We start from the raw sequence: 15,138 nt of genomic DNA, 5'->3' as shown, positions 1-15,138 counted from the left end.
AAACCGTGGAGGCACCGTGCAGTTGAGTCGTCCCTTTTATGCCGTTACGCCTGACGGGACGCCAGGTGCACGACGGTGATGTCGGAAGGGGCACCGACCCGCACGGGCGGGCCCCAGGCACCCGCACCCCGAGAGACGTACAACTGGGTGTCGCCGTAGCGCTCCAGGCCGGCGACCGTGGGGTTGGCCAGTTCGGCAACGTAGTTGCCCGGCCAGAGTTGACCGCCGTGGGTGTGGCCCGAAAGCTGCAGATCCACGCCGTACGCAACGGCGTCGTCGATGACGACGGGTTGATGGGCGAGGAGGACGGAGGCGCGGGTCCGGTCCCGGTCACCCAGGGCGCGATCGAAATCGGGGCCGCGCCCCTCGCCCTCCCCGGCGATGTCATTGACCCCGGCGAGATCGAAACCGCCGATCTCGACCCGGGCGTTCTCCAGTGGGTGCAGTCCCAATTCCCTTACCTGATCGACCCATTGGGCCGCACCGGAGAAGTACTCGTGGTTGCCGGTGACGAAGAACGCGCCATGACGGGCCTCCAGCCGTGCGAGCGGTTCGGCGGCCGGACCGAGGTCGGCGACGGAGCCGTCGACGAGGTCCCCGACGACGGCGATCAGATCGGGCTGCGTCCGGTTGATCGTGTCGACGATCCGCTGGGTGTGGGCGCGGCCAAGGATCGGGCCGAGGTGGATGTCGCTGACGACGGCGATCCGGAAGCCGTGCGCGGCGCGGGGCAGTCCGGCGAGTGGGACGGTGACGCGCTTGACACGCGGACCGCGCAGCACTCCGTAGGTGCCGTAGCCGACGGTGCCGAGCCCGGCGACGGCGGCCGCGCCCCCGACGGCACGCGCGACGAACAGGCGGCGGGAGGGGTCGGCGGGGCCCGTGTCGGGGGCGTCCGCGACGAGGGTGGCAGGGGTTCCGCTCACGGGCGCACGGGCCGGGGAGTTCCCCGTCACGGGCGTTTCGACCTGGGACGAGACGGTTTCGGACGAATCGCCCCCAGAGGCCGTACCGCCACCCGTCCGGCGCACGAGGACTCGTCGCAGAACAGGCCGTACCGCCTCGCCCACCAGCAGCGCCAGCGTCAGATACAGCAGCGCCGCCAGCCACAGATAGCCCGGCCAGGCGAGTACCTTCTGCAGCCAGAACGGCGCGCCCGCCCGCCCGGAAACCAGGGCGCCGACGCTCAGCAGCGGCAGCAGCCAGACCGCCACCGTGCCCGCCCGGCGCAGCGTGCCGCCCGGCGCCGTCGTGTCGGCGACGAGGCGGCGCCACACATAACGGTGCACACCGACGAGCAGTGCGAGGACCGCCAGCGCCACCGCAACGAAGACCACTGCCACGTGCACTCCCCCACCCATGTGCGGCTCTCGGTACGCCCACACCTCGTGCGCCGTGCGCCGTGCGCCGGCGCTTCGTACACCTATGTCCGGTCGCCGTCCGGCCGGTTATGAACGTTCGCGGCGCAGCGCCCTGAGTCCGCGGAACCCGATCACACCGACCGCCGTCCCCAGGAGAAAGGACGTGATGGCGAGCAGCAGATGCACCCAGAAGTACGCAGTCGGGTCACCCGCGTCGTCGAAGGCAAGTCCACTGCCGTCTTTCCATAGATTCTTGGCGAAAGTGACCCAAATGACCCAGCTCCACACCCCGAAGGCGAGCAGGAACCAGGAAACGGGGCGGCTGAGCTTCATGGATCCAGTATCACCACCACGCTCCGGCCCGAGCGCCCGGGGTGGGCTGACCCAGCGTTGCGCACGGCGGGTCAATAGGTCCGCGTCACTCATCACATCATCAGCCTGTACGTTTCCGACCGTGCCCGCTCTGAAAAAGACCGCGCTGACGGTCATCTCCGCCGCTCTGCTGTCCACGTTTGTCATCGGTCCCGCGTCGGCGGTCGGCAAGGACACCGCCGACGACCCGAAGCCGACCGCCCCGATGTCGAAGGTCGGCGGCGCGCAGCTCGGTCGGGTCGGCACCCAGGTCGAACTGGGGCCCGGCGCCCCGGTGCTGCCGAAGGACCTCACCGGCCGGTCCTGGATCGTCGCGGACGCGGAGAGCGGCGAGGTGCTCGCCTCGCACAACTCGCACTGGCGGCTGCCCCCCGCGTCCACCCTGAAGATGCTGTTCGCCGACACGGTCATGGACTCGCCCGAACTGCAGCCGAAGACTCTGAAGCACGAGGTGACGAACGAGGATCTCGCCGATGTCGGCGAGGGCAGCAGCCTGGTCGGCGTCAAGGAGCACCTGACCTACACGGTCCACGACCTGTGGCTCGGCGTCTTCCTGCGCTCCGGCAACGACGCGGTACATGTGCTGTCCGCGATGTACGGAGGCGTACCCAAGACCGTCGCCGCCATGCAGGCACACGCCGAGGAACTGCAGGCCCTCGACACGAACGTCGTGTCACCCGACGGTTACGACGCGCCCGAACAGGTCTCCAGCGCGTACGACCTCACCCTGTTCGCCCGCAGCGGGCTGCAGAAGCAGGACTTCCGCGAGTACTGCGCGACGGCCACGGCCGACTTCCCCGGCGAGAAGAAGAAGGGAAAGAAGCGCGCGACGTTCGAGATCCAGAACACCAACCGGCTGCTCACGGGCGCCGACGGCGTCGAGCCGTACAAGGGCATCGCAGGCGTCAAGAACGGCTACACCACGCACGCGGGCAACACCTTCACGGGCGTCGCCGAGCGCAACGGCAAGGTGCTGCTCGTCACCGTCATGCACCCGTCGTCCAAGGAGCCCCACGCCGTCTACAAGGAGGCCGCGAGCCTGCTCGACTGGGGCTTCGACGCGGCGGACAAGGTGACCCCGGTCGGCGAGCTGGTCCCCCCGAAGTCCGCGCAGACGGGCACCGGAAAGGGCGCGGAATCAGCCGACGGCAACAGCGCCACGGGTACCTCCGGTTCGGCGAGCAAGGGTGCGGGCAAGCACGGTCAGGGCGCCGCCGAGGCCTCCGACGGCTCCAGCGGGGTCGGGATCGCGCTGGGGATCGTCGGCGGGGTGCTGGTGCTGCTGGCCGGCGGCGTGTACCTGGTCAGCCGGCGCTGGCCGCTGCCGGACCTGGTGCGCCGCCTTCCTCGCCGCTGACGTCCGCGACGCCCTCCCTGATGTCCTTCCTGCTCCGCGTCGCCGTCCAGGCGGCGCAGAACAGCAGCAGCCTCGCGGTGAAGTTGATCCACAGCAGGAGGGCGATCGGCACACCGAAGGCGCCGTACATGCTCTTCGACGCGACACTCTTCATGTAGCTGCCGAGCAGCAGCTTGAGGAGTTCGAACCCGATCGCGCCGATCACCGCCGCCGTCAGCAGCCTGCGCCGCGGCGGCTTCACGCCCGGCAGCAGTGTCAGCAGATAGAGCAGCAGCAGGAAGTCGGCCACGGCCGCCACGAACAGGGCCACGATCTGCAGCAGCACCCCGCCCGCGCCACGGTTGGGGATGCCCAGCAGGTCGGCGGTCCAGCCGACCGCGGTGGAGCCCGCCGTGGAAGCGGCGAGGGTGACGAGCGCGGCTCCGCCGAGGCCGATCAGCAGTCCCGCGTCCTTGAGCTTACGGACGACCGGATTGTCCTGGTCCACATCGTCCTTCTCCCAGACCGCGCGCAGGCAGTCCCGCATGGCGCCGATCCAGCCGACGCCGGTGAAGAGCAGCAGCGCACCGGCGACCAGCCCGATCGTGCCCGCATTGGCCACCAGACTGCTGATGCCCAGCTGATCGGAGATGCCCGGCACCTGATCGGCGACCAACTTCTCGATCTTGTGCAGCTGCTCGTCGGAGAGCAGCACGGCGCCGATCGCCGCGCCGACCGCGATCAGCGGGAAGAGCGCCAGGAAGCTGATGAAAGTGATCGCGGCGGCGAGCCTGCTCCAGTGGACCCGGTCCAGCCGTTCGTACGAGCGCCAGGCGTGCGTCAACATCAGCCGGGCGACGAGGGGCCCGATGACGGGGAGATTCTTCAGCCAGTCCATGACGTGCGCGTACCCTCCTGGGCGCGGAAAACCGGTGTGCGGGTCCCGGGCGCGCAGGCGCCGGGGTGATGTCCGGCCGGGTCCGTGGGCGACACGGCCGGACGGACCAACTGCACCACAGAGCCGCGGGCACCGACGGCGACCCACACCAGGTACGGCCGAGGCGGAACCCGGCAGGCGGGACTCTCACGGACCGGCGACCGCCGGTCCGTCCATGGCCATCCGCACCAGCTCGATGACGGCGAGCGCCCGGTTGCCCGGCACCACGTCCTCGGGCGCGCCGGACGTGCCGCGGTCGGCGAACTCCGCGTACCACGGAACCACCAGGGACGAACGGGATCATCGACAGCTGACGTCAGAGCAGCCGGCTCGCGTCGGCCGTGCCGCCGCTTCCCCGGAGTACCTGGCCCTCTTCGAACCCGTCGCCCCTTCAGGCCGGAGCCTCGCACCCCACATCCGACACCACCCGTTCCCGGCCCTTCCCGAAGCGAACTCTTTCGCTCAGGAAAGGAAGTTGCGTGTCATTGATGGTTGACACTCGTTCAATCGCCCATTTCGGTGAGTTCTGTAACGCATCCCTCAAAGGTGTTTTCTCGGGCGATACGGTCACCACCATGTCTGCCGACACCGTCTCCCTGACCGGCTGGGGCCGTACCGCCCCGACGACCGCCCTGCGGTTCCGTCCCCGTACGTACGAGGAGGCGGCGGTCGCGGTGCGCGGCTGCGGACCCCGTGGTTCCATCGCGCGCGGTCTGGGCCGGGCCTACGGCGACGCGGCACAGAACGCGGGCGGCTCAGTCCTCGACATGACCGCGCTGAACCGGATCCGCACCATCGACGTCGCCACCGGCCTGGTGGTCTGCGATGCGGGCGTGAGCCTGCACCGGCTGATGGAAGTAATGCTGCCGCTCGGCTGGTTCGTGCCAGTGACCCCCGGGACGCGTTACGTCACCGTGGGCGGAGCGATCGGCGCCGACATCCACGGCAGGAACCATCACGTCTCCGGCTCCTTCTCCCGCCACGTACAGGACATGGAACTGCTGACCGCCGACGGCGGGATGCGTACGGTGCGGCCCGGCACCGCTCTCTTCGACGCGACCGCGGGCGGTATGGGACTGACCGGGGTGATCCTCTCGGCCACGCTCCGGTTCCAGCGCGTCGCGACGTCACTGATGTCGGTCGACACCGAACGGGCTGTCGACCTGGACGACTCGATGGCCAGGCTCACCGCCTCCGACCACCGCTACCGCTATTCGGTCGCCTGGATCGACCTCCTCGCCCGGGGCAGGGCGACCGGCCGCTCCGTACTCACCCGGGGGGAGCACGCGCCGCTGCATGTACTCCCAACGCGCGCCCGGCGCACACCGCTCGCGTTCCGTCCGGGACAGCGGCCCGCCGCGCCCGCGTTCGTACCGAACGGTCTGCTCGGCCGCGCCTCTGCCACCCTCTTCAACGAGCTCTGGTACCGCAGAGCCCCCACGTACCGCATCGGCGAACTCCAGAAGCTGTCCACGTTCTTCCACCCGCTGGACGGCGTGCCGCACTGGAACCGGATGTACGGCCGCGGTGGCTTCGTGCAGTACCAGTTCGTCGTCGGAAACGGGCAGGAGGAGGCGCTGCGCCGGATCGTGCGCCGGATCTCGCAGCGGCGCTGCCCGTCGTTCCTGGCCGTGCTCAAACGGTTCGGGAACAGCGATCCGGGCTGGCTGTCGTTCCCGATGCCCGGCTGGACGCTCGCCCTCGATCTGCCCGCCGCGCTGCCGGGCCTGGCCCGCTTCCTCGACGAGCTGGACGAGGAGGTCGCGGCGGCCGGTGGCCGCGTCTACCTGGCGAAGGACTCCCGGCTGCGCCCCGAGACGCTGGCCGCGATGTATCCGCGGCTGCCCGAATTCCGGGCGCTGCGCGCCGAACTGGACCCGGACGGGGCATTCCGTTCCGACCTCTCCCGCCGCCTCGGCCTCTGAGCCCACGCACTGCCCACTCCCGCTTCGCCCGCCGCCCGCCAGGAGTGTTTCCATGAAGGACGCCTTCGGTGCCCCGCAGTCCCTGCTCGTCCTCGGTGGGACATCGGAGATCGGGCTCGCCACCGCGCGCCGGCTGATCGCCCGCCGCACCCGCACGGTCTGGCTGGCCGGACGCCCCTCCCCCGCCCTCGAATCGGCCGCGGCCGAACTGCGGGAACTGGGTGCGTACGTCCGTACCGTCGCCTTCGACGCCCTCGACTCCGAGTCCCACGAGACGGCTCTCGGCAAGATCTTCACCGAGGGCGACATCGACATGGTGCTGCTCGCGTTCGGCATCCTCGGGGACCAGGAACGCGACGAGGAGGAACCCCTCTCCGCGGTCCGGGTCGCCCAGACCAACTACACCGGCGCCGTCTCCGCCGGACTGGTGTGCGCCGGCACACTCCAGGCGCAGGGGCACGGATCGCTGGTGGTGCTGTCCTCGGTGGCGGGAGAGCGCGCCCGGCGCGCCGACTTCATCTACGGGTCGAGCAAGGCGGGCCTGGACGCGTTCGCCCAGGGACTGGGGGACGCCCTCCACGGCACCGGGGTGCATGTGATGGTCGTACGCCCCGGCTTCGTGCGGTCGAAGATGACGGCGGGAATGCCGGAGGTACCGCTCGCGACAACCCCGGACGCGGTCGCGGACGCGATCGTGACGGGACTGCGGCGGCGTTCGGAGACGGTGTGGGTGCCGGGGGCGCTGCGGATCGTGATGTCGGCGCTGCGGCACCTGCCGCGGCCGCTCTTCAGGCGTCTGCCGGTCTGAGCGCAGCGCTTACGGACGCCTCAGAGCCTGTCGGGTGACCTTCGATCGGGGAGCGGACGCGGCATGGTGCGTGCGATTCCAAGGCGCCGGGATGGCCTCGGATGCGGTCTCCCCTGCTCGAACGAAGCTGAGAGCTTGAGGAAGGAGCCACCAGGGCGTTTCGGCAACGCCGGAAGCGTGCGTGCCAGGGCGTGGCCGCCCGATCAGAGGTCACCCGACAGGCTCTCAGCTCAGGGCTGCAGGGACGGCTCGTCCACGGAGCTGCCGCCCTGCGCGGGCACGGCGGGCGCGCCGCCCTCGGCCCCGAACGGGAACTCGTTGATCTGGCGCCAGACGGCGTCCGAGCCCTGCTCGTACAGCGCGAAGGAACCGCAGGTCCAGGACGCCTCGAAGTCGGCGAGTTCCTCGTAGGCCCGGTCCATGGCCTGCTCCGGGATGTCGTGCGCCACGGTCACGTGCGGGTGGTACGGGAACTGCAGCTCGCGCATCAGCGGGCCGGACGCGTCCCGCACCCGCTTCTGCAGCCAGGAGCAGGCGGACGCACCCTCGACGACCTGGACGAAGACGACCGGCGACAGGGGGCGGAAGGTCCCCGTGCCGGACAGCCGCATCGGGAAGGGACGTCCGCCTGTCGCGATCCCGGCGAGATGACGCTCGATCGCGGGCAGGTCGGCCGCCTCCGCCCCGGTCGGCGGGAGAAGCGTGACGTGGGTGGGAATGCCGTATGCGGCAGGGTCCCCGAAGCTCGCGCGCCGCTCCTGGAGCAGGCTGCCGTAGGGCTCCGGGACCGCGATCGAAACGCCGAGCGTAACGGTCCCCACGTCGTTCTCCTCACTCTTCGAAGTCGGTGACCGGCGTACCGTCGTCACCGCCGTCGATGGCTGGTTTCAGACCATCACCGGGGATGGTCTCCCACCGCCAGTGTGCAGCCTCGAGCCGTCAACTCGCCAGGGTCCTTGGACTCAGTGCTTCGCGGGCAGAAAGCCCATCCGGTCGTACGTCCGGGCCAGGGTCTCGGCGGCTACCGCCCGGGCCTTCTCCGCGCCCTTGGCCAGGATCGAATCCAGCGTCTCCGGGTCGTCGAGATATTCCTCGGTACGGGTCCGGAACGGTGTGACGAACTCGACCATGACCTCTGCGAGGTCGGTCTTCAACGCACCGTAGCCCTTGCCCTCGTACTTCTGCTCCAGATCCGCGATTCCGGTGCCGGTGAGGGTGGAGTAGATGGTCAGGAGGTTGCTGACGCCCGGCTTGTTCTCGACGTCGTAACGGATGACCGTGTCGGTGTCGGTGACCGCGCTCCTGACCTTCTTGGCCGTGGTCTTCGGCTCGTCGAGCAGGTTGATCAGGCCCTTCGGCGTGGACGCCGACTTGCTCATCTTGATCGACGGGTCCTGCAGGTCGTAGATCTTCGCCGTCTCCTTGAGGATGTACGGCGCCGGGATGGTGAACGTGTCACCGAACCGGCCGTTGAATCGCTCGGCGAGGTCGCGGGTGAGCTCGATGTGCTGGCGCTGGTCCTCGCCGACCGGGACCTGGTGGGCCTGGTAGAGCAGGATGTCCGCGACCTGGAGGATCGGGTACGTGAAGAGGCCGACGGTCGCCCGGTCGGCTCCCTGCTTGGCGGACTTGTCCTTGAACTGCGTCATCCGGGAGGCCTCGCCGAAGCCGGTGAGACAGTTCATGACCCAGCCGAGCTGGGCGTGCTCCGGGACATGGCTCTGCACGAAGAGCGTGCAGCGCTCGGGGTCGAGACCGGCGGCCAGCAGCTGGGCGGCGGCGAGCCGGGTGTTGGCACGCAGCTCCGCGGGATCCTGCGGAACGGTGATCGCATGCAGGTCCACGACCATGTAAAAGGCGTCGTGGGACTCCTGCAGGGCCACCCACTGGCGGACCGCACCGAGGTAGTTGCCGAGGTGGAACGAGCCTGCGGTGGGCTGGATTCCGGAGAGCACGCGGGGGCGTTCAGAGGCCATAGAAATCATTGTCTCAGGTACGGAACCGATCTCCGGCAGCCGGTGTATGAAAGGTGTGAGGACGCAGGAGGGGGCCCTGCAAAGGGGTCGGGAGGGGGGCCGCGCCGTCGAGGACGAGGGTGCGGACCGCGCTCTCGGGTGTGCCGGAGGGCAGGCCGAGGGGCGGGCCGAACAGCGGACCCGGGCTCCTGCCGAGGCGCCGGAAGCGGCGCCGGCAGGGGACGAGGCCGCGGTGATCGCTCGTGTGCGCGCCGGAGAGGCGGAGGCATACGCGCAGCTGGTGCGCGCCCACACGGGCGTCGCGTTGCGGGCTGCGGTCGCCTTCGGGGCGGGGGCCGACGCGGAGGATGTGGTGCAGTCCGCGTTCTTCAAGGCCTATCAGTCGCTCGGGCGATTCCGGGAAGGCGCGGCGTTCCGGCCGTGGCTGCTGCGGATCGTCGTGAATGAGACGAGGAACACACTGCGGTCGGCGGGCCGGGCGCGGGCGGTGGCCGCGCGCGAGGCGGTGCTGTGGGGCTCCGAGCCGGTGATACCGGAGTCGGCGGATCCCGCGGTGGCGGCGCTCGCGAAGGAGCGGTGGACGCTGCTGATAGCCGCGCTGGACGAGCTGAGCGAGGAGCAGCGGCAGGTCGTCACCTACCGCTATCTGCTGGAGCTGGACGAGGCGGAGACGGCTCAGACGCTGGGCTGGCCGCGGGGGACGGTGAAGTCCCGGCTGAACCGTGCGCTGAAGAAACTGGAGAAGAAGCTCAGGGCCGGGGTGGGAGGGGGTGACGTGGGGTGACGGGTGTGAATGATCCGGACCGGGCGCGCTTGCGGGCGGAGCTGCTGGCGCTGGGGCGCGGGATGGAGGTCCCGGAGCCGGAGGGCGGCGGGCTGACGATGGCCGAGCGGGTGCTGGCGCAGATCGTCGCCGAGGCAGTCCCGGTGCCCGTGCCGGAACCCCCGAGTCGGCTGGAGCGGGCCGGGGCGTGGACCCGTCGGCGGGCCCGTCTGCTGGCCGCGGCGCTCTCGGGGCTCCTGGTCGTGCTGGTGCTGACACCCACGGTGCGGGCGGCGGTCGCCGACTGGATCGGCTTCGGCGGGGTGGACGTGCGGTACGACCCGTCCGCGCCGGCCCCCGAGCGGCCGGGCGCGCCGGTGCCGGGCTGCGGGACCCCGGTGACGACGGCGGAGGCGGCGCGGCGGTCGGGCTTCCGCCCGGTCGTGCCCAGGGCGCTCGGTGCGCCGGACGCGGTGTCCGTGACGGGGCTGCCGGAGGGCCGGTGGATGGTCACGCTGTGCTGGCAGGAGGAGGGGCGGACGATACGGCTCGACGAGTTCGCGGCGCCGCTCGATCCGTACTTCACCAAGCAGGTGCGGGAACAGCCGGAGTGGCTGAAGGTGGCCGACGGCCGCGGCGGCGCCGTGGACGGTCTGTGGTTCGCGAGGCCGCATGTGCTGCGGTTCGGCATGGTCGACGAGGACGGCGTGCGGTGGTCACGGTCCCAGCGGACTGCCGGACCGACCCTGTTGTGGGTGGAGGACGGGCGGTTGACACTGCGACTGGAAGGCGTGGCATCGCGGGAACGGGCCCGCTCGGTCGCCGGTTCCGCGCTCTGACGGTCCGGAAAACCGGTCGGCCCGGGAGGGGAACCTGCGGGGCTCGGGCGGTGTACCAGAGGTGACACGGTACGGGCGGTCCGTACCGGGCAGCGCAAGGGGGACATCATGCGAAAGCCAGGAGGCCGGGTCACGGGACGGCGGCCCGGCGTTCGATCCACCCGACGGCCGGTGGGCCACTTCCTTTTTCTGCCACGGCTGGCCGTGGCGGTGGCGGCGGTGTGCGGGCTGAGCCTCTGTTTCGCGCCGGGTGCGTCGGCGGGCGGGCCGACGTCGGTACTGGTCACGTCACCGGACAGCGGGGAGGCGACCGCGCTCTCCGTCTCGGATCCCAGGTATGCCAGGCTGAGGGCGCTGCTGGGCCCCGCGAGCGACGGCGCCAAGAAGCAGCCCCAGAGCCTGGACGGGGCGGTGGGGACCCGGCAGATCAATGTGACCTGGATGGTCCATGACCTGGAGCCGATGCGGACCGACCGCGTCTTCCCCGGCGACGATCCGGACACGGTCTGGATACACACGGCCTCCGAAGTTCCCTATACCTACCGCGGGTACTGGCACCGGGCGAAGAAGCCGACGGAGCTGGCCGCGCTGTTCAAGCAGCTCGGGCTGCTGGGGAAGAAGAACAGCGAGGCGGCGTACGGGGCGCTGTTCCCGCAGCCGTGGGAGGACCGCGCGGCTGGCCCCGCACCGGCACTGCGGCCCGCCGCCTCCGCGTCCGCTGCCCCGGCGGCGGCCGGGGCCCCCGGCTCGTCCGACCGCTTCGACGGTGTGTGGTGGGCCGTACCCGGGCTGGTGGCAGGGGCGGCGCTCGCCCTGGCCCTGCGGTCGCTGGCGGCCCGTCGAGGCGGGGGCGGGGGCCGGTACGGCCGGGAGAGCGGCCCACGGCAGGAACTCCTCGACCTCTGACTGCGCAAACGCACGGGCGCGCCGTGGATTGAAGGTTTCCTCCCCAAGGATCCGACCGACGATACAAAGTGGGCATCCCCCCAGCCCACGCCGCACGACGAACGGAGATCCCGTGTCGACCACGGAAACTGCCATCGCCTCCGCCGAGGCGCACAGCGCGCACAACTACCATCCGCTTCCGGTCGTCGTCGCCTCGGCGGACGGCGCCTGGATGACCGACGTCGAGGGCCGGCGGTACCTTGACATGCTCGCGGGCTATTCTGCGCTCAACTTCGGCCATGGCAACCGGCGTCTGATCGAGGCCGCCAAGGCGCAGCTGGACCGGGTGACCCTGACCTCGCGCGCCTTCCACCACGACCGGTTCGCCGATTTCTGCACGCAGCTCGCCGAGTTGTGCGGCATGGAGATGGTGCTGCCGATGAACACGGGGGCGGAGGCCGTGGAGACGGCGGTGAAGACCGCCCGTAAGTGGGGCTACCGGGTCAAGAACGTCCCGGACGGCATGGCGAAGATCATCGTCGCCTCGAACAACTTCCACGGCCGGACGACGACCATCATCAGCTTCTCCACGGACCAGGAGGCGCGGGCGGACTTCGGCCCGTACACGCCCGGGTTCGAGATCGTGCCGTACGGGGACCTCACCGCGCTCCGTGCGGCGATGACCGAGAACACCGTGGCGGTGCTGTTGGAGCCGATCCAGGGCGAGGCGGGGGTGCTGGTGCCGCCGCCCGGCTATATCCCCGGGGTGCGCGAGCTGACCCGAGAGCGGAATGTGCTGTTCATCGCGGACGAGATCCAGTCGGGTCTGGGCCGGACGGGCAAGACCTTCGCCTGTGAGCACGAGGGCGTCGTGCCGGACATGTACGTGCTCGGCAAGGCGCTGGGCGGCGGTGTGGTCCCGGTGTCGGCCGTCGTCTCGTCGGCCGAGGTGCTGGGGGTCTACCGGCCCGGTGAGCACGGTTCGACGTTCGGTGGGAATCCGCTCGCCTGCGCAGTCGCACTGGAAGTCATCGCGATGCTGCGTACTGGTGAATTCCAGCAACGGGCCACGGAGTTGGGCGACCATCTCCATCAGGAGCTGGGGCTCCTGGTGGGCGGCGGCGCCGTGGAGGCCGTGCGGGGCCGCGGGCTGTGGGCGGGCGTGGACATCGTCCCGAGCCACGGCACAGGACGGGAGATCTCCGAGAAGCTGATGGACCGCCGGGTGCTGGTCAAGGACACCCACGGTTCGACGATCCGGATCGCCCCACCGCTGGTGATCAGCAAGGAGGACCTGGACTGGGGCCTGGAGCAACTCCGGGAGGTGTTGCGCGGCTGACGGGACGCGTGTGCCGCCCCCGGCCGGCGCTCGGAGCGAACCCGGCCGGCGGGCCCGTCGGGCGATTGCGGGCAAGGCGGTCGCCGGACGACTCGGTCGACTCCTGACGATCCCCCCGGCCCCCGTCCGGCACCGCGCTAGAGGATGACGTGGGGCAGGAAGCGGGCGTACTCGTCCGTGACCAGCCCCGCCGATTCCCGGATGCCCAGGCCCGCCGCCTCGTCCTCGACGACCCAGGCACCGAGCACCGTCCGATTGCCGTCGAAGTCCGGCAGGGGCGCCAACTCCTGGTAGCAGCACGGCTCGTCCCGTATCGAAGCGGGGCTCCCCGGTTCGTGAATCGTGACACCGGCGCCTTCGCGGCCGAGCAACGGTTTGGCGACATAGCCACGGCTGCCCTTTCCGTCCGCGGCCAGTTCGCGGGGGCCGTCGAGATAGGAGGGCAGCAGATTCGGGTGGCCGGGAAAGAGCTCCCAGAGGACGGCCAGCAGCGCCTTGTTGGAGAGGAGCATCTTCCAGGCGGGCTCGATCCAGCAGGTGGTGCCGGTTCCGCCACCGTTGTCGAGGGTGTCCAGGACATGCGGACCGAAGCGGTCGGTCGTCAGCCACTCCCACGGGTACAGCTTGAAGCAGCTCCGGATGAAGCGGAGCCGCTCGTCGACGAACCGCCCGGTCAGCCGGTCCCAGCCGATCTGTTCGACGGAGAGTGCCTCGGTGTCGATCCCGGCCTGTTCGGCGGTCTCGCGCAGATACGCGACCGTCATCAGGTCCTCGCCCAGTTCGTCTCCTTCGGAGTGGGCGAAGTGCAGCGGCCCCGGCGGCAGCAGTGCGGCCTGCCGCCGCCATGCGGCGACGAGACGCTCATGAAGGGAGTTCCACTGGTCGGCGTCCGGGAAGCGGTCCTCCATCCAGAACCACTGGGCGCCGGCTGCCTCAACGAGCGAGGTGGGGGTGTCGGCGTTGTACTCCAGCATCTTCGCCGGGCCGGTCCCGTCGTAGCGCAGGTCGAACCGGCCGTACAAGGACGGCAGTTCGGCGCGGCGCTGCCAGGATTCGGTGATCAGGGCGGCCAGTCGGCGGTCGGTGATGCCGAGCTCGGCGAAGCGGTCCCGGTCGACGATGTGCGCGGCGGCGGCCAGACACATGGTGTGGAGTTCCTCGACGACGTTCTCCAGTGCCTCGACCTCGGGCAGCGAGAAGACGTAGTAGGCACTCTCGTCCCAGTACGGGCGCAGGGATCCGTCCGGGTGGCGGGTCAGTGGGTAGACGATCCCCTGCTCCTCGACCGTCTCCTGCCAGCCGGGGCGCGGTTGTGTGGTGCAGCGTTCCACGACCGGTCAGCCGCCGCCCGTACCGGAGCAGCCGAAGCCGCCGCGGTCGACGGCGGACTTGTTGAAACTGCCGCCCTGCACGGTGCCGCCCTTGGAGGTGCCGCCGTAGTAGTAGTCACCCTTGCCGCTGCTGTTCTTGCACTCGTAGCTCGGCAGCTTGGAGTGGGTGACCGGGTCCACGCATCGTTTGTCCGGCTCCGAACCACAGGAGGTGATCGCCGCGGCGAGAACGCCCATGGAACCGAGCACCACCGTGCTCGACCTCAACCTGCGCTTGGCCATGTTTCCGTCTCCCCCGTTGTCCGATTCACGCCGTAGGAACATGTGTCAGATTAGAGGGCTGCTGGATTCGGCCGGAACCCGGTGGGACAGAACCGCCCACGTAGAGTCCTCCTGTGCTTCTTGGGATGATCTGCGCACTCGGATCCGCGGTCTGCTTCGGCACGGCTTCCGTCCTCCAGGCCGTCGCCGCACGGGCCGCCGCCGGGCCGGGGTCCGGTGCGGGGGTCGATCCGGCGCTGTTGCTGCGCGCCGTGCGGCAGTGGCGTTACCTCGCCGGACTCGCCCTCGACGGCTGCGGTTTCGTCCTCCAGATCATCGCCTTGCGCTCCCTGCCGATCTATGCGGTGGGCGCCGCCCTCGCCGCGAGTCTCGCGGTGACGGCCGTGGTCGCCGCGCGCCTGCTGCACGTGCGGCTGAGCCGTACCGAGTGGGCCGCGGTCGGTGTGGTCTGCGCGGGTCTCGCCATGCTGGGGCTCGCCTCCGGCGGCGAGGGCGATCGGACCGGCTCGACCACCCTGCGCTGGTCGATGCTCGGTATCGCTCTGGGTGTCCTGCTGATCGGCGCGGCGGCCGGGCGACTGCCGGAGAAGTCGCGCGCACTGGTGCTGGGGCTGGGGGCGGGGTGCGGTTTCGGGGTGGTCGAGGTCGCTGTGCGGCTGATCGACGACGTCTCGCCGTCCGCGCTGGTCGCCAACCCGGCGACGTATGCGCTGCTGTTGGGCGGAGGTGCGGCCTTCCTGCTGCTCACGTCGGCGCTGCAGCGGGGTTCGGTGACGACGGCGACCGCCGGCATGGTGATCGGCGAGACGATCGGCCCGGCGCTGGTGGGCGTCGTCTGGCTCGGGGACCGTACGCGCGAGGGCCTCGGCTGGCTGGCGGTCACCGGGTTCGCGGTGGCGGTGGCAGGCGCGCTGGCGCTGAGCCGGTTCGGTGAGGCCCCCGCGGACGTCATCGAGCCGGCCGTCCCGGGTGCGCGGTAGAACC

16 protein-coding genes are annotated in these 15,138 nt (G+C 70.4%); 8 read left to right on the top strand and 8 right to left on the bottom strand.

Features of this window, described 5'->3' with window-relative positions:
- Positions 1-44: 44 nt before the first annotated feature.
- Together AB0I23_RS04820 and AB0I23_RS04815 are read right to left on the bottom strand one after the other, a co-directional pair.
- Positions 45-1,361 carry a metallophosphoesterase gene (locus tag AB0I23_RS04820; RefSeq protein WP_359106813.1) on the bottom strand — a complete coding sequence of 439 codons (1,317 nt, stop codon included), beginning with the start codon at positions 1,359-1,361 and terminating at the stop codon, positions 45-47.
- An 87-nt stretch (positions 1,362-1,448) separates the two neighbouring features.
- Positions 1,449-1,694, bottom strand: coding sequence for an SCO4848 family membrane protein (locus AB0I23_RS04815; protein ID WP_037688258.1), 246 nt, complete (start codon positions 1,692-1,694; stop codon positions 1,449-1,451).
- 121 nt (positions 1,695-1,815) lie between these two features.
- Here AB0I23_RS04815 and AB0I23_RS04810 point away from each other — a divergent pair, with 121 nt between their 5' ends.
- Positions 1,816-3,090: a D-alanyl-D-alanine carboxypeptidase family protein gene (locus AB0I23_RS04810; protein WP_359106811.1), complete on the top strand. Its 1,275-nt coding sequence runs from the start codon at positions 1,816-1,818 to the stop codon at positions 3,088-3,090.
- On the opposite strand, the gene AB0I23_RS04805 is transcribed toward AB0I23_RS04810, so the two are convergent.
- Positions 3,038-3,967, bottom strand: a complete 930-nt coding sequence (locus AB0I23_RS04805; RefSeq protein ID WP_359106809.1) for a YihY/virulence factor BrkB family protein — start codon at positions 3,965-3,967, stop codon at positions 3,038-3,040. The genes AB0I23_RS04810 and AB0I23_RS04805 overlap by 53 nt on opposite strands.
- Before the next feature lie 186 nt (positions 3,968-4,153).
- Positions 4,154-4,291: a hypothetical protein gene (locus tag AB0I23_RS04800; protein ID WP_436846870.1), complete on the bottom strand. Its 138-nt coding sequence runs from the start codon at positions 4,289-4,291 to the stop codon at positions 4,154-4,156.
- A gap of 290 nt (positions 4,292-4,581) precedes the next feature.
- Here AB0I23_RS04800 and AB0I23_RS04795 point away from each other — a divergent pair, with 290 nt between their 5' ends.
- Both AB0I23_RS04795 and AB0I23_RS04790 read left to right on the top strand, forming a co-directional pair.
- Positions 4,582-5,931 (top strand): FAD-binding oxidoreductase, encoded by a 1,350-nt coding sequence (locus AB0I23_RS04795; RefSeq protein WP_359106807.1) that lies wholly within the window; start codon positions 4,582-4,584, stop codon positions 5,929-5,931.
- A 52-nt stretch (positions 5,932-5,983) separates the two neighbouring features.
- Complete coding sequence (locus AB0I23_RS04790) at positions 5,984-6,739, top strand: decaprenylphospho-beta-D-erythro-pentofuranosid-2-ulose 2-reductase (RefSeq protein ID WP_359106805.1); 756 nt, start codon at positions 5,984-5,986, stop codon at positions 6,737-6,739.
- Positions 6,740-6,969: 230 nt separating this feature from the next.
- Here AB0I23_RS04790 and AB0I23_RS04785 read toward each other — a convergent pair whose 3' ends face one another.
- Positions 6,970-7,560 carry a 2'-5' RNA ligase family protein gene (locus AB0I23_RS04785; RefSeq protein ID WP_359106803.1) on the bottom strand — a complete coding sequence of 197 codons (591 nt, stop codon included), beginning with the start codon at positions 7,558-7,560 and terminating at the stop codon, positions 6,970-6,972.
- Positions 7,561-7,701: 141 nt separating this feature from the next.
- Entirely contained in the window at positions 7,702-8,715 is a 1,014-nt protein-coding gene (gene trpS, locus AB0I23_RS04780; protein WP_359106801.1) for a tryptophan--tRNA ligase, read from the bottom strand.
- 232 nt (positions 8,716-8,947) lie between these two features.
- Between trpS and AB0I23_RS04775 the strand changes: the two genes are divergently transcribed.
- From AB0I23_RS04775 to rocD, 4 genes are all read left to right on the top strand, one after another.
- A complete protein-coding gene (locus tag AB0I23_RS04775) occupies positions 8,948-9,499 on the top strand; it encodes an RNA polymerase sigma factor (RefSeq protein WP_359106799.1) in 552 nt (183 codons plus the stop codon).
- A complete protein-coding gene (locus AB0I23_RS04770) occupies positions 9,496-10,317 on the top strand; it encodes a hypothetical protein (RefSeq protein WP_359106797.1) in 822 nt (273 codons plus the stop codon). Before AB0I23_RS04775 ends, AB0I23_RS04770 begins: the two co-directional genes overlap by 4 nt.
- Positions 10,318-10,425: 108 nt before the next feature.
- Positions 10,426-11,223, top strand: a complete 798-nt coding sequence (locus AB0I23_RS04765; RefSeq protein ID WP_359106795.1) for a hypothetical protein — start codon at positions 10,426-10,428, stop codon at positions 11,221-11,223.
- A 112-nt stretch (positions 11,224-11,335) separates the two neighbouring features.
- Positions 11,336-12,541, top strand: a complete 1,206-nt coding sequence (rocD, locus tag AB0I23_RS04760; protein ID WP_359106793.1) for an ornithine--oxo-acid transaminase — start codon at positions 11,336-11,338, stop codon at positions 12,539-12,541.
- 137 nt (positions 12,542-12,678) lie between these two features.
- Here rocD and AB0I23_RS04755 read toward each other — a convergent pair whose 3' ends face one another.
- The gene (locus tag AB0I23_RS04755) at positions 12,679-13,872 is read right to left on the bottom strand and encodes a glutathionylspermidine synthase family protein (protein ID WP_359106791.1); all 1,194 of its coding nucleotides are present in this window, start codon (positions 13,870-13,872) and stop codon (positions 12,679-12,681) included.
- Between the two features lie 6 nt (positions 13,873-13,878).
- Complete coding sequence (locus AB0I23_RS04750) at positions 13,879-14,154, bottom strand: hypothetical protein (protein WP_359106789.1); 276 nt, start codon at positions 14,152-14,154, stop codon at positions 13,879-13,881.
- A gap of 125 nt (positions 14,155-14,279) precedes the next feature.
- Here AB0I23_RS04750 and AB0I23_RS04745 point away from each other — a divergent pair, with 125 nt between their 5' ends.
- Positions 14,280-15,134 carry a hypothetical protein gene (locus AB0I23_RS04745; protein WP_359106787.1) on the top strand — a complete coding sequence of 285 codons (855 nt, stop codon included), beginning with the start codon at positions 14,280-14,282 and terminating at the stop codon, positions 15,132-15,134.
- The last annotated feature ends 4 nt before the right edge of the window (positions 15,135-15,138 follow it).

The organism is Streptomyces atratus (assembly GCF_040655115.1).
In the GTDB taxonomy this organism is placed as follows: Bacteria; Actinomycetota; Actinomycetes; order Streptomycetales; family Streptomycetaceae; genus Streptomyces; species Streptomyces atratus_D.
The sequence above is the reverse complement of the archived record's forward strand: the minus strand, read 5'-3'. Positions and strand labels throughout refer to the sequence as shown.